At 39.9% G+C, this 20,515-nt stretch carries 20 protein-coding genes and 3 tRNA genes; 13 read left to right on the top strand and 10 right to left on the bottom strand.

Annotation, left to right across the window (positions count from 1 at the left end; all coding sequences use genetic code 11):
- Window positions 1-143 precede the first annotated feature (143 nt).
- Window positions 144-551: a lactoylglutathione lyase gene (gloA, locus tag ABE954_RS12580; RefSeq protein WP_129465838.1), complete on the top strand. Its 408-nt coding sequence runs from the start codon at window positions 144-146 to the stop codon at window positions 549-551.
- Window positions 552-678: 127 nt separating this feature from the next.
- Window positions 679-1,323, top strand: coding sequence for a ribonuclease T (gene rnt, locus ABE954_RS12585; protein WP_042844024.1), 645 nt, complete (start codon window positions 679-681; stop codon window positions 1,321-1,323).
- Between the two features lie 81 nt (window positions 1,324-1,404).
- Here rnt and ABE954_RS12590 read toward each other — a convergent pair whose 3' ends face one another.
- Window positions 1,405-1,752 carry a Grx4 family monothiol glutaredoxin gene (locus tag ABE954_RS12590; protein WP_042844025.1) on the bottom strand — a complete coding sequence of 116 codons (348 nt, stop codon included), beginning with the start codon at window positions 1,750-1,752 and terminating at the stop codon, window positions 1,405-1,407.
- 470 nt (window positions 1,753-2,222) lie between these two features.
- Here ABE954_RS12590 and sodB point away from each other — a divergent pair, with 470 nt between their 5' ends.
- The gene (gene sodB, locus ABE954_RS12595) at window positions 2,223-2,801 is read left to right on the top strand and encodes a superoxide dismutase [Fe] (protein WP_042844026.1); all 579 of its coding nucleotides are present in this window, start codon (window positions 2,223-2,225) and stop codon (window positions 2,799-2,801) included.
- A 435-nt stretch (window positions 2,802-3,236) separates the two neighbouring features.
- Complete coding sequence (gene purR, locus ABE954_RS12600; protein ID WP_042844027.1) at window positions 3,237-4,262, top strand: HTH-type transcriptional repressor PurR; 1,026 nt, start codon at window positions 3,237-3,239, stop codon at window positions 4,260-4,262.
- Between the two features lie 9 nt (window positions 4,263-4,271).
- On the opposite strand, the gene punR is transcribed toward purR, so the two are convergent.
- Window positions 4,272-5,177, bottom strand: coding sequence for a DNA-binding transcriptional activator PunR (punR, locus tag ABE954_RS12605; protein WP_042844028.1), 906 nt, complete (start codon window positions 5,175-5,177; stop codon window positions 4,272-4,274).
- 122 nt (window positions 5,178-5,299) lie between these two features.
- Here punR and punC point away from each other — a divergent pair, with 122 nt between their 5' ends.
- The 3 genes from punC (at window position 5,300) to ABE954_RS12620 (ending at window position 7,887) form a co-directional block, all read left to right on the top strand.
- On the top strand, window positions 5,300-6,523 hold the full coding sequence (gene punC, locus ABE954_RS12610; protein ID WP_048607018.1) for a purine nucleoside transporter PunC: 1,224 nt from the start codon (window positions 5,300-5,302) through the stop codon (window positions 6,521-6,523).
- Window positions 6,524-6,831: 308 nt separating this feature from the next.
- Window positions 6,832-7,590: a helix-turn-helix transcriptional regulator gene (locus tag ABE954_RS12615; protein ID WP_225832903.1), complete on the top strand. Its 759-nt coding sequence runs from the start codon at window positions 6,832-6,834 to the stop codon at window positions 7,588-7,590.
- A 24-nt stretch (window positions 7,591-7,614) separates the two neighbouring features.
- On the top strand, window positions 7,615-7,887 hold the full coding sequence (locus ABE954_RS12620) for a putative quinol monooxygenase (RefSeq protein ID WP_048607016.1): 273 nt from the start codon (window positions 7,615-7,617) through the stop codon (window positions 7,885-7,887).
- Window positions 7,888-8,116: 229 nt separating this feature from the next.
- Here the strand turns inward: ABE954_RS12620 and ABE954_RS12625 are convergent, their stop codons facing one another.
- Window positions 8,117-8,779: a riboflavin synthase gene (locus ABE954_RS12625; RefSeq protein ID WP_042844031.1), complete on the bottom strand. Its 663-nt coding sequence runs from the start codon at window positions 8,777-8,779 to the stop codon at window positions 8,117-8,119.
- Between the two features lie 283 nt (window positions 8,780-9,062).
- Between ABE954_RS12625 and ABE954_RS12630 the strand changes: the two genes are divergently transcribed.
- The 6 genes from ABE954_RS12630 (at window position 9,063) to ABE954_RS12655 (ending at window position 13,365) form a co-directional block, all read left to right on the top strand.
- Window positions 9,063-10,436, top strand: coding sequence for an MATE family efflux transporter (locus tag ABE954_RS12630; protein WP_048607015.1), 1,374 nt, complete (start codon window positions 9,063-9,065; stop codon window positions 10,434-10,436).
- 158 nt (window positions 10,437-10,594) lie between these two features.
- Window positions 10,595-10,671 (top strand) — tRNA-Val (locus ABE954_RS12635).
- Window positions 10,672-10,703: 32 nt separating this feature from the next.
- Window positions 10,704-10,780, top strand: a tRNA-Val gene (locus ABE954_RS12640).
- A 32-nt stretch (window positions 10,781-10,812) separates the two neighbouring features.
- Window positions 10,813-10,889: transfer RNA gene (locus ABE954_RS12645), tRNA-Val, on the top strand.
- A gap of 405 nt (window positions 10,890-11,294) precedes the next feature.
- A complete protein-coding gene (gene pykF, locus ABE954_RS12650; protein ID WP_042844034.1) occupies window positions 11,295-12,707 on the top strand; it encodes a pyruvate kinase PykF in 1,413 nt (470 codons plus the stop codon).
- 421 nt (window positions 12,708-13,128) lie between these two features.
- The gene (locus tag ABE954_RS12655; protein WP_004263789.1) at window positions 13,129-13,365 is read left to right on the top strand and encodes a major outer membrane lipoprotein; all 237 of its coding nucleotides are present in this window, start codon (window positions 13,129-13,131) and stop codon (window positions 13,363-13,365) included.
- A gap of 94 nt (window positions 13,366-13,459) precedes the next feature.
- Here the strand turns inward: ABE954_RS12655 and ABE954_RS12660 are convergent, their stop codons facing one another.
- The 7 genes from ABE954_RS12660 to sufA all read right to left on the bottom strand — a co-directional run bounded on the left by ABE954_RS12660 (window position 13,460) and on the right by sufA (window position 20,421).
- Window positions 13,460-14,527, bottom strand: a complete 1,068-nt coding sequence (locus ABE954_RS12660) for a L,D-transpeptidase family protein (RefSeq protein ID WP_371025473.1) — start codon at window positions 14,525-14,527, stop codon at window positions 13,460-13,462.
- A 237-nt stretch (window positions 14,528-14,764) separates the two neighbouring features.
- Window positions 14,765-15,181, bottom strand: coding sequence for a cysteine desulfuration protein SufE (gene sufE, locus ABE954_RS12665; protein WP_042844037.1), 417 nt, complete (start codon window positions 15,179-15,181; stop codon window positions 14,765-14,767).
- Window positions 15,182-15,217: 36 nt separating this feature from the next.
- A complete protein-coding gene (gene sufS, locus ABE954_RS12670; RefSeq protein ID WP_042844038.1) occupies window positions 15,218-16,456 on the bottom strand; it encodes a cysteine desulfurase SufS in 1,239 nt (412 codons plus the stop codon).
- Window positions 16,457-16,461: 5 nt separating this feature from the next.
- Entirely contained in the window at window positions 16,462-17,769 is a 1,308-nt protein-coding gene (sufD, locus tag ABE954_RS12675) for a Fe-S cluster assembly protein SufD (RefSeq protein ID WP_042844039.1), read from the bottom strand.
- The gene (gene sufC / locus ABE954_RS12680) at window positions 17,744-18,490 is read right to left on the bottom strand and encodes a Fe-S cluster assembly ATPase SufC (RefSeq protein ID WP_042844040.1); all 747 of its coding nucleotides are present in this window, start codon (window positions 18,488-18,490) and stop codon (window positions 17,744-17,746) included. The genes sufD and sufC overlap by 26 nt, the downstream gene beginning before the upstream one ends.
- A gap of 46 nt (window positions 18,491-18,536) precedes the next feature.
- Window positions 18,537-20,036 carry a Fe-S cluster assembly protein SufB gene (gene sufB / locus ABE954_RS12685; protein ID WP_042844041.1) on the bottom strand — a complete coding sequence of 500 codons (1,500 nt, stop codon included), beginning with the start codon at window positions 20,034-20,036 and terminating at the stop codon, window positions 18,537-18,539.
- A 16-nt stretch (window positions 20,037-20,052) separates the two neighbouring features.
- Window positions 20,053-20,421 (bottom strand): Fe-S cluster assembly scaffold SufA, encoded by a 369-nt coding sequence (sufA, locus tag ABE954_RS12690; RefSeq protein ID WP_042844042.1) that lies wholly within the window; start codon window positions 20,419-20,421, stop codon window positions 20,053-20,055.
- Window positions 20,422-20,515: the final 94 nt, after the last annotated feature.

A 20,515-nucleotide genomic window follows, 5' to 3' on the forward strand; every position in this document is an offset into this window, starting at 1 on the left:
ATGTATGATATACTATGAAAATAAGCATCACTGCCGTTCGATTAAAAAATATACTACAACCATTGTATTTATCAATATAGACACGTTATATTAATAAATACAACGATTCAGGTTTTTTCTGGAAATTTTAAGAGGTTTATAATATGCGCTTACTTCATACTATGTTGCGTGTTACAGATATGCAGCGTTCAATCGATTTTTACACCAAAGTACTGGGCATGCGCCTGTTAAGAACCAGTGAAAATACTGAGTATAAATATTCTCTTGCTTTTGTTGGTTATAGTGATGAAAGCGAAGGCGCAGTCATTGAGCTAACCTATAATTGGGGTGTTGATCACTACGATATGGGGAATGCTTATGGTCATATTGCACTAGGTGTCGATGACGTTGCAAAAACTTGTGATGATATCCGCAATGCAGGTGGTAATGTTACTCGTGAAGCCGGCCCTGTAAAAGGGGGAACAACTGTTATCGCATTTGTTGAAGACCCTGATGGCTATAAAATTGAATTAATTGAAAACAAAAGTGCAAGTAAAGGCTTAGGTCACTAATTGACCTTTCAATTACAAAATTAAGGCTGCCAATTGGCTGCCTTAATTTTCTTCTATGTTTACCTACAAATTTTTACTGGTTTTGGCATAATACGAGCCAATCAGAAACTTATAATCGAAAGTCCTAATGTCTGAAAAAAATAATCCTAATGCCCTGGTTAACCGTTTCAGGGGTTATTACCCTGTTGTTATTGATGTTGAAACTGGTGGGTTTAATGCCAAAACTGACGGGCTGTTAGAAATCGCCGCGATTACCTTAAAAATGGATAAAGACGGCTGGCTGTCTATGGATGAAACATTGCATTTTCATATAGAGCCATTTGAGGGTGCAAACCTTGAGCCATCTGCGCTCGCCTTTACTGGCATTGACCCTACTAATCCATTACGTGGGGCCGTAAGTGAATACGAAGCATTACACGCAATATTTAAAGTGATCCGCAAAGGAATGAAGAACACGGATTGTAACCGCGCAATTATTGTTGCTCATAATGCAAATTTTGATCACAGCTTTGTTATGAATGCCGCAGAACGCGCGAGTTTAAAACGTAACCCATTCCACCCATTTGCAACCTTCGATACTGCAGCATTAAGTGGTTTAGTGTATGGCCAAACTATTTTAGCAAAAGCATGTGTCGCTGCAGGTATTCCATTTGATGGGAAACAAGCCCACGGTGCTCTGTATGATACTAACCGTACTGCCCTATTGTTTTGTGAGATTGTCAACAAATGGAAAAAGCTTGGTGGCTGGCCTATCGTTGAGAACGAAGAGTAATTGAATTACATATAAAAAAACCGTATTTGCTAAAATACCACTACGTTAGCTAAATACGGTTTTTTGTTATCTATCGCAATATTATTCTGCGCTAGTTTCGTCTGTTGGGCGATATTTATCCGCAGTTTCTTTAATCAATGATTGAAGTTCACCGCGCTGGAACATTTCCATGATAATATCACAGCCCCCAACCAGCTCCCCATCAACCCACAGTTGAGGAAAAGTTGGCCAATTTGCATATTTTGGCAGTTCTGCACGAATATCTGGGTTTTGTAGGATATCAACATAAGCAAAGCGTTCACCACAAGAAGACAGAGCTTGGACTGCTTGAGCAGAAAAACCACAGCTCGGAAGTTTTGGAGAGCCTTTCATGTATAATAAAATTGGGTTTTCTTTGATTTGGCGCTCGATTCTTTCAATTGTCGTCATTTTTACTTCCTTAGAACAAAGATGCTGGTTTTGCAGTCAGCCGACAAGCATGATTTACTGCGACTTAATAGAATGCATTGACCATTATAATGTGAAACTTAATTGTTTCATACAATATGCCAGTTTTACAGGGGCATTACTATAACATCCAAAAAACCAAAAAGGCACCTTTTCTATCTTCTGCTCACCTAAGTCAAACAAATAACTCGCTATTGTTTAAATTCGAAAAACTGGCGTTCTTCCTCACAAATACCCATACAATATAAATAGTTAATGATTTTGTTTTTTGCTAACATATAAGTAACATGATTACCGTTACCCTTTGTAAGGTTTATCGTGTTATCATTAATATATTAAATACCATCTCGCCAATGAGCGAAATGTTGATAACAAATTGCCATCTTTTAATTAGCTCATTTTAAGAGCAAACACCCGAAGTATTTTATACAAAAGCAATCAAGGAGTACGCAATGTCTTTTGAACTACCCGCTCTACCGTATGCTAAAGATGCTTTAGAACCATATATCTCTGCTGAAACCTTAGAATATCACTATGGCAAGCACCACAACACTTATGTTGTTAACTTAAACAACCTCATCAAAGGCACTAACTTCGAAGGTAAATCTCTAGAAGAGATCATCAAAACTTCTGACGCTGGGGTTTTTAACAATGCTGCTCAAGTTTGGAACCACACATTCTATTGGCATTGTTTAGCGCCAAATGCAGGTGGAGAACCAACAGGCAAAGTTGCTGATGCGATTAATAAAGCATTCGGTTCTTTCGCTGAGTTTAAAGCGCAATTTACTGACGCTGCGACCAAAAACTTTGGCGCAGGTTGGACATGGCTAGTGAAAAAAACCGATGGTAGCTTAGCTATCGTTAATACATCTAATGCTGCAACGCCAATTTCTGGTGAAGATAAGCCTGTATTAACAGTTGATATTTGGGAGCATGCTTACTATATCGATTATCGTAACGCGCGTCCTAAATACTTAGAAAACTTCTGGGCGCTAGTCAATTGGAAGTTTGTTGAAGAAAATTTAGCGTAGTGATATCTGTTGATTTCTAAATAGCTAAGGGCGAGATATCTCGCCCTTATTTTTTACGCACATTGCTATGAGTAAAAATAAAATCAAAAAATATGTGCAGCAATAAAAATAATCATTGCTAATGAACCCAACGCAGCCAGTAATCCATATTTAACATCTGTATCCATGAGTTCCTCTCATCTAAACGTAATTGAATTAGCGAATAACCATATTAACACAAAGGTTATTAAGTATATATATCCAAAAAAACAAAACTCGTGCCTATATCACATGTTATAACATCAATTATTTCTTTCGTTTTTGCGCTAGATCAGACAAAATCGACAACAAATCGCTAAATTATTGCCAGCAAAGGATCAATGCATCAATATGCTGGTAATTTTTTAACAAGAATGCTTATAGAGACCTATTGTTGGTCAGGAGTTTTTTTCCCCCATGGCAACGATTAAAGATGTGGCGAAACGCGCTGGCGTATCTACCACAACCGTATCCCATGTTATTAATAAAACGCGCTTTGTGGCTGATGATACTAAGGCTGCGGTCTGGGCTGCAATTAAAGAGCTCAATTATTCACCAAGTGCGGTTGCCCGTAGTCTAAAAGTTAATCACACTAAGTCGATTGGTTTGCTGGCAACCTCCAGTGAAGCACCCTATTTTGCTGAGGTAATAGAATCAGTTGAAAATAGCTGCTATGAAAAAGGCTATACACTAATCCTCTGTAATTCCCATAATAATTTGGGTAAACAAAAAGCCTATCTACAAATGCTTGCGCAAAAACGCGTGGATGGTTTACTCGTTATGTGCTCTGAATACCCAGATACTTTAATCAGTATGTTAGAAGATTATCGTAATATTCCAATGGTCGTTATGGATTGGGGTACGTCACGAGGTGATTTTACTGACAGTATTATCGACAACTCATTCCATGGCGGCTACCTTGCAGGGCGTTATTTGATTGACCGTGGCCACCGTGATATCGGTGTCATTCCTGGTTCACTCGAAAGAAATACAGGCATTGGTCGTTTAACTGGTTTCCAAAAAGCGATGGAAGAGGCCAAAATTACGTTAAAAGATGAGTGGATCGTCCAAGGGGATTTTGAGCCTGAATCAGGCTACAAAGCAATGATGCAAATCCTTAGCCATAAACAGCGCCCTACCGCGGTCTTCTGTGGTGGCGATATTATGGCAATGGGAGCGATTTGCGCCGCAGATGAGATGGGCCTGCGTGTACCACAAGATATTTCAGTGATTGGCTATGATAATGTGCGTAATGCGCGCTATTTTACCCCTGCTCTAACGACTATCCACCAGCCAAAAGAGCGTTTAGGGCAAATGGCCTTTACAATGTTACTCGATAGAATTGTGAATAAGCGCGAAGATGCGCAAACTATCGAGGTACATCCACGGCTGGTTGAACGCCGCTCTGTTGCTGATGGGCCATTTATTGATTACCGCCGATAACTTAGCAACCTAAGTTGAAAGCCATTCCGCGTTAAGTGTTTCAGTATCACCGAGGTAATCTAATAACCAACTTAACGCTGGAGATGTGTTTTTTTCAACCCAAGTTAGGCAGCAAGGGCTTGGTGGAAATGGTTGTACTAATGCCAATTCCACTAACTTCCCTTCCTCGCATAAAGGGGTTGCACGGTGTTCGGGCACCATGCCCACACATAGCCCATTGACTAAACATGCCAAACCATTTTCCCAATAAGGCACAACAAGACGCCGCTGGTTATCAAGGGCCCATGTGTCTCTTTTGGGTAAATTACGGGAGGTATCTTCTAAGCATAAACTGGGGTATTCACGCATTTGTTCATCCACCAACTTACCTTCTATTTTGGCTAATGGGTGCTCAGGGCTCGCAACACACATCCAAGACATGAAACCCATATCACGAAAACTATATCTTTCACCAATGGGGGAAGCACGTGTTGCGCCAATCGCCACATCAACACGACCATCAGCTAAAGCATCCCAAACACCATTAAACACTTCAGGGTGAATATACAGTTCAATATCAGGAAAATGACGATAGAAATCTAGAATGAGTTGTTCTGTGCGCTGCGGTTTGACAATGCAGTCAACTGCGATACTAAATTGACCACGCCAACCATTTGCGACTTGTTGGCATTGATGTCTGGTATCTGTCATTTTTTTGATAACAGAACGACTTTGTTTAATAAATATTGCCCCAGCCTCGGTAAGAACTACATCACGATGGCGACGTTCAAATAAAGGGACAGCAAGCCATTCCTCAATTTGTTTTACCGTATAGCTAATCGCAGATGGAACACGGTGCAACTCATCGGCAGCACCACTAAAACTTCCCGTACGAGCCACTGCATCAATGACTTCGAGCGCATGAGCTGACCACATAACATCTCCTTTCAAAAATTTTGATAGCAAGATCCAAATATTACCGTTTCACAACATAAAAAAATAGCCTATACAATAGAACTACTGTTAACATTTTTTTAAATATCAAATAAGTAATAATTATGACGAATACTGTGAAAAAAAATTCCCCTGGGTTTATGATTTACCTTGCAGGGTTAAGCATGCTGGGGTTTTTAGCGATTGATATGTATCTACCTGCTTTTGGGGCAATGCAAAACTCACTGCATACCACAGAAGGGGCTATCAGCGCTTCTCTCAGTATATTTTTAGCTGGTTTTGCTTTTGCTCAGCTTCTATGGGGACCATTATCAGACAAACTTGGTCGTAAACCTGTGCTTATCGTTGGGTTGGCTATTTTCATTTTAAGCAGCCTAGCTATTTTTTGGGTTGAAACTGCGACACAACTCTTAACTTTGCGTTTTCTACAAGCTGTCGGTGTCTGTTCTGCGGCCGTTTTATGGCAAGCTCTCGTTATTGACCGCTATGATGAAGCAAGCACGCAAAAAGTTTTTGCTTCTATTATGCCATTAGTCGCTTTATCCCCTGCTTTGGCGCCTTTATTAGGTGCTTGGGTTTTAGAACACCAAACTTGGGAAGCCATTTTTCTGATCCTCATGGCCGTAGGTATATTACTTTTATTACCAACGTTATTTTTGAAGAATGTTTCTGTCAAAAACATCACGGATGAAAAACAACCCAAAACTAAAGTCTCTTTTGCTAACTTGTTAAGTTCACCTATTTTTAGTGGTAATGTACTTGTTTATGCCTCTTGTAGTGCTGGCTTTTTCGCTTGGTTAACGGGCTCGCCATTTATTTTGCGGAATATGGGGTTTAACCCAGCAGATATAGGCTTAAGTTATATCCCTCAAACCTTAGCTTTCATTGTTGGTGGCTATGGCTGTCGTATTGTATTAGCAAAAGTTCGCGCTGAAACTTTATTCCCTCTATTATTGACGGGTTATGCAGTAAGCATGGCAATCTTATTCATTATAGCTATCTACAGTACTCCGTCACTAACTATGATTTTGATCCCATTTTGCTTTATGGCGGCGATGAATGGGGCCTCCTATCCAATCGCTGTTTCGAAAGCATTAAATGCATTCCCGAGTGCAAGTGGTAAAGCGGCGGCATTACAAAATGCCTTGCAATTAGGGTTATGTTTTTTAGCCAGCTTGCTCGTTTCTGCTCTTACTTTCGACCCACTTCTGGCAACAACGGGGGTAATGGCTGCAACCATCATTCCAATGACGATTGGTTATTTTATGCAACGTTGTTCCAGCAATAGTGAAAAAGCGCTAAAACATGCCGATTGCCAAGCCGATTGATAACAACATATGATTCACTTTAAACCATGCCGCAAGCTTAGCGGCATGGTTTTCGTTTATTAACCAATAAAAATACTCCCAACTTCTCACCGCGAATATTCAGTTATTCATGACAAATAATCTTATCTGTTATTTAGATACTCAAAGACTAAAAACTGTATCTACTTCATATATTTCTAATATTTAAAGCGTATTTCACTAAAATAGAGGGATTTTATTTTTTTATCTACTAAGATATAGATTTTCTATAGTTAATTTTCTTGTTAGAAAGCGTTATCATTGCCATATCAAATAATGAGTGCTCAAGAATGATGTTGAAACAGTATTATCCACCAGATGAATTAAAATCCTTTGTTAGTTCAATTTTGATCATTAAAGAATTTTCAGGAACAATTAAAATTTTTCCAGGAACTGGTGCTGAAATTTGGGTTTCATCAGATTCTTTTTGCATGTCAACAGAAAAACATTCAACAACAGACTCTTTCCAATTAATTATTCCTAGAGTCAATACATTCACGGCTAATCCTAACCATTCAAAAGTAATGGTGTTGCGTATACGCCATGATGCACTGCGCTTTTTACTTCCCCTTAGTACGTTTAATTACACTGATAGGCCTATGGCTCTGAGTGAAATATGGCAAGATCGCTGGTTTGAGTCCTTAGCCAACTCATCATTTAAAGAACTTTTAGATTGCTTCAATCGAACTAAAGCCAATAAAAAGCCTCATTTTATCGATGACATTTTAGAATTGCTGTATCGCAACCCTACAAAAAAAATAACAGAACTTGCTGAAGAAACAGGATTACATGTACGGGTTATTCAAAAAGAGTTTTTAAAAGAGTATGGCATTACCCCAAAACGTTATCAGATCAATTGCCGCTTAGAGCATGTTTTGAAGAGTATGGTAGTAGAACAAGATACATACCGATGGTTTGAAACAGGCTATTATGATCAGTCCCACTTTTATCGCGATTTTAAAAGATACTTTACTATGACCCCGTCGGCATTTTTAAAATCAGAGTATTCGCTTTTTTACAATACAAAAACTAAGTACCCATTAAGATAGTTCTTAATACATAAGGAGAAAGGAATGAGTATTGTTGTGTATGCCCAAATTACGACGGAAAAATCAGATGGGTATTTGACGCGAGAAATCGTTCGTGACTTAGCAAAATTAAGTCGCCGAGAGAAAGGATGCATTCAATATGATCTTATGGCTAAAGAAAATGGTTACATTGTTTTCGAAGAGTGGGAAAATACTCAAGCGCTAGAGATGCATAAAAATAGTCCACATTTCAAACGTCTAGTCGATGCAATTGAGCGTGATAACGCTAGTTTTTCAGTCAACTTCAGTGAAAAATAACTAGTTGACGTTTAAGGTTAGCCATTAATAAAAATTTCACCCTCTTTTATTAATTTTAACTTATTGTAATTAGCGGAATTGTAGAATTAGATTATTAAACACGCCCGATAAATTAATTCCCCCTTCGTAATTGACCTTGGCTATAGCACCATAAACCGCTGCTATAGCCTAATTAGATAAAGTAATCAAACCTAACTAACAGCTTAAGACCCCTTAAAGGTAATATTTACTAAGGCTCATTAGCTTCTATTGTTTCATTAGTTTGTTGTAAAAACTTTTCTTGTTCTTTTTGGTTCAAAACACGTTCAACCGTATCAACGATTGCCTGAGTCTGAGGATCGATTTCAATATTCACTTTGTCCCCTAAACGTTTTTGACCTAATGTAGTTCGCTCCAAAGTCTCTGGGATCAAATGCACACAAAAACGATTATTGATGACATCACCTACAGTTAAGCTGATACCATCTATGGCAACAAACCCTTTATGTAAAATATATTTCATCAATGATTTATCGTGAATCGCCAACCAAATTTGATGGTTATCTTCTGAGGTGAAAATTTTACTGATTTCTGCAGTTGTCATAATATGACCAGAAACAACATGCCCCCCAATTTCATCACCGTATTTAGCAGCACGTTCAATATTAACCACATCCCCTTCTTTTAGTGCGCCAAGGTTGGTTAAACGTAATGTTTCTTTAATGAGATCAAAGCTAACCTTTTCACCATCAATTTTTGTCACTGTAAGGCAACAGCCGTTATGTGCAACAGATGCCCCTGTTTCTAAGCCGACTAATAATTCAGGGGTAAATTTCATTACATGAGTACGAAAATTAGCTCTTTCAGTGATTTCTATAATAGGAGCTGTAGCTTGGACAATGCCTGTAAACATAATAAATCTCAGTGTAGTGAATTAATGACTTCAGTTTACATAAGAATTCTTAGAGATCTATCTTATTTGAGTGATAAGCGACAGACCAATTCACTGGCAAACTAGCGATATAACCAGCACCTAGGTTTAAAAATGCTTTTTTATTACATTCAATTATATCATTATTGGATTCTCTCTAGAAAAGGGATAGAATGAGCGGTTTTTATTAAAGCTTATACTTTAAGTAAATCATTTATTTTTCTAGTTTTTTTCCTATTACTCGTTTTATTATGAAGGTGTATGCGTGCAGAAATATTTTACAGAAGCGCGTAGCTTGCTGGCACTCGGTATTCCTATTGTTTTAGCTCAATTTTCACAAACTGCAATGGGGTTTGTGGATACTATTATGGCTGGAAGCGTTAGTGAAATAGAGATGTCCGCAGTTGCAGTTGGGGTTTCAATCTGGCTGCCCGCTATTCTTTTTGGGCAAGGGCTATTGATGGCATTGACGCCTATTGTCGCTCAAATGAATGGGTCAGGTCGCCGAAATTTAATTGGCGATCAGGTTCAGCAAGGTCTATGGCTTGCATTGTTCTTAGCGTTGGGCATTATGTGTTTGCTCTATAATAGCCAGTTAATCATTCATAACATGCCGCACATTGATGCTGAATTAGCCGATAAATCAGTGCGATTCTTACATGCAATCATGTGGGGAGCGCCAGGATACCTATTTTATCAAGTCTATCGTAGCCAATGTGAAGGTTTATCGAAAACGAAACCGGGGATGGTTATTGGTTTTCTTGGTTTGATGGTGAATATTCCTATCAATTATATCTTTATTTATGGGCACTTTGGAGCACCTGCACTAGGTGGTGTCGGTTGTGGTGTTGCGACAGCTACAGTGTATTGGGCTATGTGCATAATGATGAGATGGTATGTGAAACGAGCGCATTCTCAGCGTGATATTCGCCCTACTCTAGTTTTTACATCGCCAAATCCATTAATTTTAAAGCGCATCATTGTATTGGGTACTCCTATTGGTTTAGCTCTGTTCTTTGAAGTCACATTATTTGCTGTTGTTGCACTATTAGTTGCACCGTTAGGTGTCATAGCCGTTGCCGGTCACCAAGTTGCTCTTAATTTCAGCTCAGTGATGTTTATGTTCCCATTATCATTAGGGATCGCTGCAACAATCCGGGTTGGTTATAATTTAGGGCAAAAATCTACCGAGGCCGCTAAAGTTTCATCTTACACTAGCTTAGCGGTTGGCTTAATGGTGGCTTGTATTACTGCTATTTTAACTATCGTATTCCGTGAGCCAATTGCGATGATGTATAACAAAAACCCGGAAGTTGTGGCTTTAGCGTCTAGTTTGATGCTATATGCCGCAATTTATCAATTATCAGATTCCGTACAAGTTATTGGTGCTGGTATCCTACGGGGTTATAAAGATACACGTTCTATTTTCTTTATTACTTTTACAGCTTACTGGCTACTAGGATTACCTGCAGGCTATATCTTAGCCTTAACCGATATTGTTGCTCCAGCCATGGGGCCTAAAGGGTTTTGGATTGGTTTTATAATTGGCTTAAGCGCAGCAGCCATTGGTATGGCAACACGGATTATGTGGCTTCATAAACAATCTGAAGAGTTTATTTTAGTTCGTTCGACTCGCTAATTGACGGTTTTTTAAGCTTTTAACTGTACGGGAAGATGTATTTCGCATCAGATAGTTTTAAATACGAGCAAACTATCGCAAAAATACATTTTCCCCTTGCCAGATGCGCATCATAACGTTAATATTCGTTCCCGTTGTCAGCTAGATAATTTTTTAATGCGTCCGTAGCTCAGTTGGTTAGAGCACCACCTTGACATGGTGGGGGTCGGTAGTTCGAGTCTACTCGGACGCACCATTTCTAGTGATCAAAGCTTGTTAATTTTCAATGCGTCCGTAGCTCAGTTGGTTAGAGCACCACCTTGACATGGTGGGGGTCGGTAGTTCGAGTCTACTCGGACGCACCATTTCAAGTTAACTCAAAGCATACTCTTTCAGTGCGTCCGTAGCTCAGTTGGTTAGAGCACCACCTTGACATGGTGGGGGTCGGTAGTTCGAGTCTACTCGGACGCACCATTTTGCTAACCTCCTCCTATTGATTCTAATATTTTCCTTGATTGTCTGTCGATCTTCCCTTACTTTGTTGCGCAACAAAATAAATCGCAAACTATTTACTGAGTATTTGATCTGAGTGACGACTTCTTTCAATTTAAGAAAATTTGATTTGTCTCACAGTTTTTTGTTGTCTATAATACTCATGCTGGCTGAAAGGTTTCAACAGCAATAAATCAGTGTGTTAGCTTTAATTGAATTTGTCATCTACACTATAATAAGAATCAAAATGAGATAAATTTTAGCGTAAAATGAATTAACCACCAGACTGTCGCCTATTCTTATAAATGAGTTGCGCAACACATTTTATCATGCGCACTAAGCATCGGCGACAATACCGATTTCCTTTATAACCTTAGATAGACTGCCATGAAAAAAACCAAAATTGTTTGTACTATCGGTCCAAAAACCGAATCAGAAGAAAAACTGACCCAACTCCTTGATGCTGGCATGAACGTTATGCGCCTCAACTTCTCTCACGGTGACTATGAAGAACATGGTCAACGTATCAACAATCTTCGCTCTGTGTGCGCAAAAACTGGTAAACAAGCAGCTATCCTGCTGGACACAAAAGGTCCTGAAATTCGTACCATGAAATTAGAAGGTGGTAACGACGTCTCTCTTGTTGCCGGTCAAACCTTTACTTTTACGACAGATACTTCCGTTATCGGCAATAAAGATAAAGTTGCTGTCACTTATGCAGGGTTAACTTCTGATTTAGAAGTAGGCAATACTGTATTAGTCGATGATGGCTTAATTGGCATGAAAGTCACTAGCATCACTGCTACTGAAGTTATTTGCGAAGTCTTAAATAACGGTGACCTCGGTGAGAAAAAAGGGGTTAATCTACCCGGCGTTTCAATTGGCTTACCCGCATTAGCCGAAAAAGATAAAGAAGACTTAGTTTTTGGTTGCCAACAAGGTGTGGATTTTGTAGCTGCCTCTTTTATCCGTAAACGTTCTGATGTAGAAGAAATTCGTGCTCACCTGAAAAAACACGGCGGCGAAAACATTCAAATTATCTCTAAAATTGAAAATCAAGAAGGTCTAAATAATTTTGATGAAATTTTAGAAGCATCTGATGGCATCATGGTTGCACGTGGTGATTTAGGGGTAGAGATCCCTGTTGAAGAAGTTATTTTCGCGCAAAAAATGATGATTGAGAAATGTGTTGCAGCACGTAAAGTGGTTATTACTGCGACCCAAATGTTAGACTCAATGATCAAAAACCCGCGCCCGACTCGTGCAGAAGCTGGGGATGTTGCAAACGCGATTTTAGATGGTACCGATGCAGTGATGCTATCAGGTGAAAGTGCAAAAGGTAAATATCCTGTAGAAGCTGTCACTATTATGGCAACGATTTGTGAACGCACTGATAGTGTGATGCAAACTCGCATCGATAACCAAAAACCAAGCCAGCGTTTACGTGTTACTGAAGCGGTATGCCGTGGCGCAGTAGAAATGTCTGAAAAATTAGATGTTCCTCTAATTGTTGTTGCAACATACGGCGGTAAATCAGCAAAATCGGTTCGTAAATATTTCCCAACCGCACCTATTCTTGCATTAACAACTAACGAAGAAACTGCTCGTCAGTTATTATTAGTCAAAGGCGTGATCCCGATGATTGTTGGTGGGTTTACTTCTACTGACGACTTCTATCGTGAAGGTAAACGTGCAGCGTTAGAAAGTGGTTTAGCGGTTTCAGGTGATGCTGTTGTTATGGTATCCGGCGCATTAGTACAAAGCGGTACGACCAATACTTCATCTGTTCATGTGCTCTAAATAAACTCTCATAAGTTGTATGCAAAAAGGCCGATGGTAATTAATTTAACCATCGGCCTTCTTATTTAAAGTTAACATTTTGTGCTGTCCTGAAGTAACTATTTACTTATTTTGTACCCCCAAGTAAATATTCTCTTATCATTATTAGTGTAAAATCAAAAAAAGCCCTTAAATTGGTCAAATAACCGCCATCATTGTTCTTGATTTAAATTTTTCTTCTTTTTCCTAGTACTAATATTAAAGTATTTCTAGCAAAACTTTATATTTAGTACTAGCATAAGACTAAGTAAGTGCCATACCCTAATTTTCATTAGGTTGTTTTAAAGGGATATAGCAAGCTTTAAGATAACAGTCTTGGCTCTATTGTTTGGTGACTTGCTTTTTTATATTTTCAAGATAAATCAATCTAGAGGGTAAAATAATGATTCGTACTAAAATTGTACTGGGCTCTATCGTATTAGCTTCAGCATTACTAGCGGGTTGTTCTAACAGCACTGAAGTGCAAAAACTCTCTTCAGACGTACAAACTCTGAATGGTAAAGTTGATCAACTGAGCAACGACGTTCAGTCTCTGCGTTCTGACGTACAGACAGCTCAAGAAGAAGCAGCTCGCGCTAACCAGCGCTTGGACAACCAAGTTCGCACTTACAAAAAATAAGTTCGATTTGGTCGTTATTTAGTCGAAAAGACGCTTCTTTGAAGCTAGTAGCATTTATGAGGGCCTATGAAAATAGGCCCTTATTTTATTGAAATTATTGCGTTATTGCAGAAGAGCGGTACTTAGCCGGTAGCAATGCACCAACTTTACCATCATAGATAGGTTCAGGTTGTGAGATACTAAAGGGTTCAATAGGAACTAAACCTTGCTGTGTTTGGCTTTCAGTATCAGGAATACTATTACCTTGATCATTATTGACCCTCACAGGCATACCAGAACGCCTTGCCAGTTCTTTTTCTACTAAGCCCTTGTCAACCCCTTCATTTTCTAAAAAACGCTTGAAATCGTCAGACAATTTGATTGGCATCGTTTGTGGGTCATCACTGCTTGTCCGAGATAACGGTTGATGTACTTCAATATAATAGCTTCCATCCGCTTCTTTAGAATATTTCACCGGTTGGTTAATAACTTGGACCCGTGTTCCTTTTGGTACCGTTTTGAATAATGCTTCAATATCATCAGGCCGTAAGCGAATGCATCCCGAACTAACTCTCATGCCAATACCAAAGTCTGCATTAGTACCATGAATTAAATATTCACCTCGACCATAAGATAACCGTAACGCATATAGCCCCATCGGATTTTCTGGTCCCGCAGGAACTACCGCAGGCAAAGTTATCCCCTCTTTGGCATAATTTTTACGAATGTTTGCTGTTGGTGTCCATGTAGGGTCTTTAATTGATTGGCTGACAGATGTCACCATTTCAGGCGTGTCACGCCCCAATTGACCAATACCTATTGGGTAAACAATAACATTTTCACTATTCGCAGGGTAATAATATAAACGAAGCTCAGCGAGGTTAATGACAATCCCCGTTCTTGGTGTAGCGGGTAATAGCATTTGTGCGGGGATGATCAGTTCCTTGCCCGCTTCAGGAAGGTAAGGGTCTGTCCCAGGGTTTGCTTCTAACATACCCAATAAGCCTATTTGGTAATCACTGGCGATAGCTTCTAACGGGCGCCCATCATTTGGTACAACATACGTCAGGTTTTCCCCGATTAGGCGTGTATTACTGTCAGGTAATGGATACTCTTTTGCCTGAGCCGGAGCCAACAAGGCACTCATGACAAACAAACTTGCCGCCGTCAAAACTCTTTTCATACCTACTCCAAGGAAAATGGTGTTCTTACAATAATGCAATGATTATTGCTCATAATAGCAACTATCTTGCATATCTTTAATACTAAATAAATATTTTAGTTAATAATTAGCACTGAGCTAATCCATAATAATTAGTCTAATAATAATAACTTAATTAAATACATGAGTTTAGAGTAGCATAGAAAAGAAAAAAGATTGGCGAGGAGAAAGGGAGCAAACTGTACTCCCCTGATATTATTATGCTAATTGACCTGCACGAGCTAAAATTGAGCGGATCATGGCATTTAAGCCTTGTGTACGTGAAGGGGTTAAATGCTGCTCCAATGCTAATTGCTCAAAAAAAGACTTAACATCGAGCCCTAATATTTGTTGCGCGGTTTTGCCTTGAAAAAGAATAATGACAATTGCCACTAGCCCTTTAACTATTGCTGCATCGCTGTCACCAGCAAACATAATAGCCCCGTCCGATTGCTTTTGCATGTCAATCCAAACCTGACTTTGGCAACCTGCAATCAAATTATTATCACTTCTTTGTGCTTCAGTTAAGTCAGGTAAACGTCCACCAAGTTCAATCATATATAAATAGCGTTCTTCCCAATCCTGACAACGGGAAAAGTTACGTAATAACTTATGTTCATCGGGTAATGCGGGCATACTGATTTCCTTTACCAAAACAATCTGTTTTATGTGCTAGCCTAACAATTTTTTAATTCGCTGTAACGCACTGAATAAAGAATCGATTTCTTCTTTGGTCGTGTAAATCCCCACAGAAGCTCGGCACATAGCAGGAACATGATAGTGTTCCATTAATGGTAAAGCACAATGGTGCCCTGTACGTATCGCTATTCCATATCTATCAAGAAAAGACCCGACATCATAAGCATGGTGTTGCCCTAAATTAAATGCCAGTACCCCTTCCCGTTTATCATTACCATATAATGTGACTGACGGTATTTCTTGCAGTTTTTCCGATGCGTATGCCATCACTTGAGCTTCATGAGCAAATACATCCGCCAAATTTAGTGCATTCAAATAATCAAATGCCGCCCCTAAACCTATAATGGCACTAACATTCGGGGTACCTGCTTCAAAACGCCATGGGGCATCAGCAAATGTGATACCTTTGGTCAAGCTGACTTGGCGGATCATCGCCCCACCGCCTTCCCATGGTGGCATATTATCAAGGACCGCTTTTTTACCGTAAAGTACCCCAATCCCTGTCGGCCCATATAATTTATGGCCGGAAAAAACGTAAAAATCACAGTCTAAGGCTTGTACATCAACTTGCTGATGCATAGCACCCTGCGCACCATCAACAAGAATGGCAATCTCACTCCCTTTCGAAGCCGCAATAGCCCTTGCTTGTTTGATGATATCTTGTACAGGGTTAACCGTTCCTAATACATTGGAAATATGCGCAAAACTCAATAAACGAGTGCGAGCATCAATAAATTCATTGAGTGAATCTAGCTGCAACCTTCCATCATCAGAAATCGGAATAACACGGATCTCGAAACCGATTTCTTCAGCCAACATATACCAAGGAACAATATTCGCATGATGTTCCATTTCCGTGATAACTATATTATCCCCTTCATGGAAATACTTGCGGCCAAAGCTATTTGCAACAAGATTAATGCCTTCCGTGGTGCCTTTTACAAAGACAATTTCTTCATTTGATGCAGCATGGATAAAATTAGCCGCTTTTTGGCGCACTTCTTCCATCATCGTGGTTGCATTAGCACTGAGAGTATGAATTCCACGGTGTACCGCAGCATAGTGATGCAACGTGAACTCACTTTCTTTCTCAATAACTTGCAGCGGTTTCTGTGCACTAGCGGCAGTATCTAAATACACCAAAGGATGATTATTGATTAGTTGAGATAAGGCAGGAAAGTCCTGCCTTACTGAAGCTACATTGAACAGCATAGGTATTAAACCTCCGCTAAGCGCTGGCGGATGTTTGCCATCACAGCGTGTTTTAATTCTTCCGATTCAATAGATTCTGTTAATTCAGCAGCAAATGCGATAATAATCATATGTTTTGCTGCTTTGCCATCGATTCCCCTTGAACGCAGATAAAATAATTGCTCATCATCGATTCGACCAACTGTTGCACCGTGACCGCATTTTACATCATCAGCATAAATTTCAAGTTGTGGCTTAGTATCAATTTCTGCTTTTTCCCCTAACAATAATGTATTGTTAGTCATTTGACCGTCTGTTTTCAACGCATTTGGCGCAACTTTAATCATACCATTAAACACGGCCTTGCTATTGTCCATAGCAATGACTTTATGCCACTGCTGGCTGTTACAGTAGCCTTTGTTATGCTCAAGATAGGTTCGAGTATCTGCAATTTCACTGCCCTTCGGCAATAGCAAACTATTAAGTTCGAAATCGCTATTTTCCCCATCAAGACGTGCGCTAGTATGGTTACGGGTTAATGAGGCACCGAGTAAAAAACTACTGCTTTTTACTCTGCTATCGCGCCCAACAATAATATCATTGTGCGCAAAATGCTGGGCTTGTTCATTTTCTACATTCAATTTGAAATGGCTAAAATCAGCATTATCACCCACTTCAACGGTTAAACGACTTCCCGTCATGTGAGCTTGACCATTTAAGCTTACAAAATGTTCAATTACCTGTGCTTTACTATTGGCTTCTAAACTTAAGTGGTAACGATATTGGCTAAGATTTGTTGCTTGTGTACCCTGATTACCACTAGAGATATTCAATAAATAAAGTGGTTTTTCAGCAATTTTATTCGCCGATAAAGAAATTACCAACGGTTGCACCGCTAAACTTTCTGTTAAATGTAAAAAAATTTCACTATTAACTGGAGATGGCAGCAAATCTTGGTTATCGAGTAAAGCGACTTGGAATGGCCCCATATCGATAGAACTTAACGCAGAACTATAACGACCATCAACTAACACAATGCGGTATGCATCAATGTGTAGAGCTAAGGCTTCGCATTCCGCTGCAGCAACATCTGCTTCACTAAAACGATACTCCGTTTCTAATACACTATTTAATGGCGTGTAATGCCAGTCTTCATGACGAAATGTAGGTAAACCGACATGCTTTGCCATTTCCCAATGGGTTTTAGCATGTTGTGAGTTCGCCCCATGACGCTGTTCATATAATGTCGCAAAACGTGACATTGCGCGCTCATTGAGCGCAGCAACTTGAGCACGTTTCTCTGCTTTCTCACTGTTGGTCAATAAGCCAGCCATAACCTTGCTCCTCAAGTTTTTTCGCTAAACTGAAATCACCCGATTTGATGATTTTCCCTTGATAAAGCACATGGACAAAATCTGGCTTCACATAATCCAAAATACGCTGATAGTGAGTCACAATTATGAATGAGCGATCAGGCGAACGCAGAGAGTTAACCCCATTTGCCACAATTTTCAACGCATCGATATCCAAGCCTGAATCCGTTTCATCTAGGATACACAGTTGCGGCTCAAGTGCTGCCATTTGCAAGATATCATTACGTTTTTTCTCACCACCAGAGAAGCCTACATTCACTGAACGCGCCAGTAAGTCTTCGGGCATTTCCAATAGTTTGATTTTATCTTCGATAAAGTCTTGGAAATCAAAGCGATCTAAAGCTTCTTGCTGACGATATTCTCTTACCGCATTCACCGCCGTTTGTAGGAAAAACTGATTACTTACACCAGGAATTTCAACGGGATATTGAAAGGCTAAAAAGACGCCCTCACCTGCACGCTCTTCAGGGTCTAGCTCAAACAGGTCTTTACCTTTAAATGTCACTTCACCACTATCAACTTCATATTCTTCACGGCCTGCGAGAGTGGCTGACAATGTACTTTTACCAGAACCATTCGGCCCCATGATGGCGTGGACTTCCCCTGGTTTTACTTCCAGAGATAACCCTTTTAAAATCTCATTCCCTTCTACACTCACGTGTAAGTTTTTAACACTTAACATATTCACATGCCTTTAGCGCTTAAGCGCAAATAAACTCATATTAGGATCAGCCAACGCTGTGTTCTAAGCTGATCGCCAGCAATTTTTGTGCTTCTACGGCAAATTCCAACGGAAGCTCCGAGAACACATCCTTACAGAAACCATTTACAATCATTGAAATGGCATCATCTTCGCTAATGCCACGTTGTAAACAGTAAAACAGCTGGTCTTCCCCTATACGTGAGGTTGTTGCTTCATGTTCTAATTGTGCCGTATTATTTTTTACTTCCACATAGGGAAAAGTATGTGCTCCGCATTGTGTCCCTATTAACATAGAGTCACACTGGGTAAAGTTACGCGCGTTATGAGCACTCGGTAAAATTTTCACTAATCCGCGATAACTGTTCTGACTTTTACCTGCTGAAATCCCCTTGGAAATAATTGTAGAACGCGTATTTTTCCCAATATGGATCATTTTCGTTCCAGTATCAGCTTGTTGATTACCATTGGTTAATGCAACGGAGAAAAATTCACCTACTGAGTTATCACCTTTGAGAATAACACTTGGGTATTTCCATGTAATAGCAGAACCGGTCTCAGACTGTGTCCATGACATTTTAGAATTTTCACCTTCGCATAATGCACGTTTAGTCACGAAGTTTAAAATCCCACCCGTTTCGCTATCACCACCAGAAAACCAATTTTGCACCGTTGAATACTTCACTTCTGCATCTTTGTGAATAATCACTTCAACCACAGCAGCATGGAGCTGGTAGCTATCACGGACAGGCGCTGAACACCCTTCGATATAACTCACGTAGCTCCCTTCATCAGCGATGAGGATAGTACGTTCAAATTGGCCTGTTTTCGCCGCATTAATCCTAAAATAGGTTGAAAGCTCCATAGGACAATGCACCCCTTTCGGGACATAAACAAACGTACCATCTGATGCAACCGCAGCATTGAGTGCCGCAAAAAAGTTGTCATGACTTGATACAACAGTACCTAGGTATTTTTGTACCAGTTCTGGATATTCTTGGATCGCTTCACTAAACGAACAAAAAATAACGCCATGTTTGGCAAGGTCATCACGATATGTCGTCGAAACGGAAACCGAGTCAAAAATAGCATCAACCGCGACGGCTTTCCCTTCACGAACCGGAACACCTAGTTGATTAAACGCTTCTTCAACTTCTGCCGTTAAATAACTATTGGTTTCAGCAACACCAGTACCTTGAGTTGCACCTGATTGAGAACCGCACGTATCATCACACGCACCACATGATGGTGCAGAGTAATAGCTATAATCTTGATAATCTAAGCTTGGATAATTCGCCTTAAGCCAATGTGGCTCCTCCATGCCTTTCCAATGATTAAAAGCATCGAGGCGGAATTGTAGCATCCACTCTGGTTCATTACGTTTTGCTGAAATGGCGCGGATCACATCTTCGTTGATCCCTTTTTCCATTTCATCCGTTGCGACTTCAGTAAAGAAGCCTTCTTTATAACGCTGGTCATCAAGCCAGCTTTGAACATCATCGCCAACTTCTACATTGCTCTGTGACATAATCTGACTTCACATGTTAAACGCCGAAGCTTTCACCACACCCACAGGCATGTTGTGCTTTCGGGTTATTGAATTTGAAAATTTGATTCAGCCCTTCTTGGACAAAATCAACGACTGTACCATCAATAAATGGCATTGCTTCTTTTGGCACATAAAGACGTGCGCCATCGAGTTCAAATAACAGGTGTTGGTCTGTTGGGTTTTCGATCATTTCAAATACATAACCGAAACCTGCGCAGCCAGACTGTTTTACGCCCAGTGAAAGCCCTTTCGTATTTGGGTTTTGCACCATCAATTTTTTGATTTGTTTTGCAGCGCTTTGTGTCAGGCTAACTCCCTGCCAACTGTTTTCATCAAATGAAAATGTCTCTACACCGTCAGTCATATTGACCCCACATTTCTTATGGCTTTTCAGCCTGTTATCAGGAGATTAACTCTGTCTACCCTATGGTAATGATTAGCTATTCTACTTCAACCAT

Source organism: Providencia sp. TYF-12, assembly GCF_041344805.1.
Classification (GTDB): domain Bacteria; phylum Pseudomonadota; class Gammaproteobacteria; order Enterobacterales; family Enterobacteriaceae; genus Providencia; species Providencia huashanensis.

Excerpts from the sequence above, each read along its gene's own strand:
- sufE (WP_042844037.1), bottom strand. The coding sequence starts at position 15,181 with ATGCCCGCATTACCCGATGAACATAAGTTATTACGTAACTTTTCCCGT.
- sufB (WP_042844041.1), bottom strand. The coding sequence starts at position 20,036 with ATGTCACAGAGCAATGTAGAAGTTGGCGATGATGTTCAAAGCTGGCTT.
- ABE954_RS12615 (WP_225832903.1), top strand. The coding sequence starts at position 6,832 with ATGATGTTGAAACAGTATTATCCACCAGATGAATTAAAATCCTTTGTT.
- ABE954_RS12625 (WP_042844031.1), bottom strand. The coding sequence starts at position 8,779 with ATGTTTACAGGCATTGTCCAAGCTACAGCTCCTATTATAGAAATCACT.
- ABE954_RS12620 (WP_048607016.1), top strand. The coding sequence starts at position 7,615 with ATGAGTATTGTTGTGTATGCCCAAATTACGACGGAAAAATCAGATGGG.
- sufS (WP_042844038.1), bottom strand. The coding sequence starts at position 16,456 with ATGCTGTTCAATGTAGCTTCAGTAAGGCAGGACTTTCCTGCCTTATCT.
- sufA (WP_042844042.1), bottom strand. The coding sequence starts at position 20,421 with ATGACTGACGGTGTAGAGACATTTTCATTTGATGAAAACAGTTGGCAG.
- rnt (WP_042844024.1), top strand. The coding sequence starts at position 679 with ATGTCTGAAAAAAATAATCCTAATGCCCTGGTTAACCGTTTCAGGGGT.
- punC (WP_048607018.1), top strand. The coding sequence starts at position 5,300 with ATGACGAATACTGTGAAAAAAAATTCCCCTGGGTTTATGATTTACCTT.
- sodB (WP_042844026.1), top strand. The coding sequence starts at position 2,223 with ATGTCTTTTGAACTACCCGCTCTACCGTATGCTAAAGATGCTTTAGAA.
- ABE954_RS12590 (WP_042844025.1), bottom strand. The coding sequence starts at position 1,752 with ATGACGACAATTGAAAGAATCGAGCGCCAAATCAAAGAAAACCCAATT.
- punR (WP_042844028.1), bottom strand. The coding sequence starts at position 5,177 with ATGTGGTCAGCTCATGCGCTCGAAGTCATTGATGCAGTGGCTCGTACG.
- sufD (WP_042844039.1), bottom strand. The coding sequence starts at position 17,769 with ATGGCTGGCTTATTGACCAACAGTGAGAAAGCAGAGAAACGTGCTCAA.
- ABE954_RS12660 (WP_371025473.1), bottom strand. The coding sequence starts at position 14,527 with ATGAAAAGAGTTTTGACGGCGGCAAGTTTGTTTGTCATGAGTGCCTTG.
- purR (WP_042844027.1), top strand. The coding sequence starts at position 3,237 with ATGGCAACGATTAAAGATGTGGCGAAACGCGCTGGCGTATCTACCACA.
- ABE954_RS12655 (WP_004263789.1), top strand. The coding sequence starts at position 13,129 with ATGATTCGTACTAAAATTGTACTGGGCTCTATCGTATTAGCTTCAGCA.
- pykF (WP_042844034.1), top strand. The coding sequence starts at position 11,295 with ATGAAAAAAACCAAAATTGTTTGTACTATCGGTCCAAAAACCGAATCA.
- sufC (WP_042844040.1), bottom strand. The coding sequence starts at position 18,490 with ATGTTAAGTGTTAAAAACTTACACGTGAGTGTAGAAGGGAATGAGATT.
- gloA (WP_129465838.1), top strand. The coding sequence starts at position 144 with ATGCGCTTACTTCATACTATGTTGCGTGTTACAGATATGCAGCGTTCA.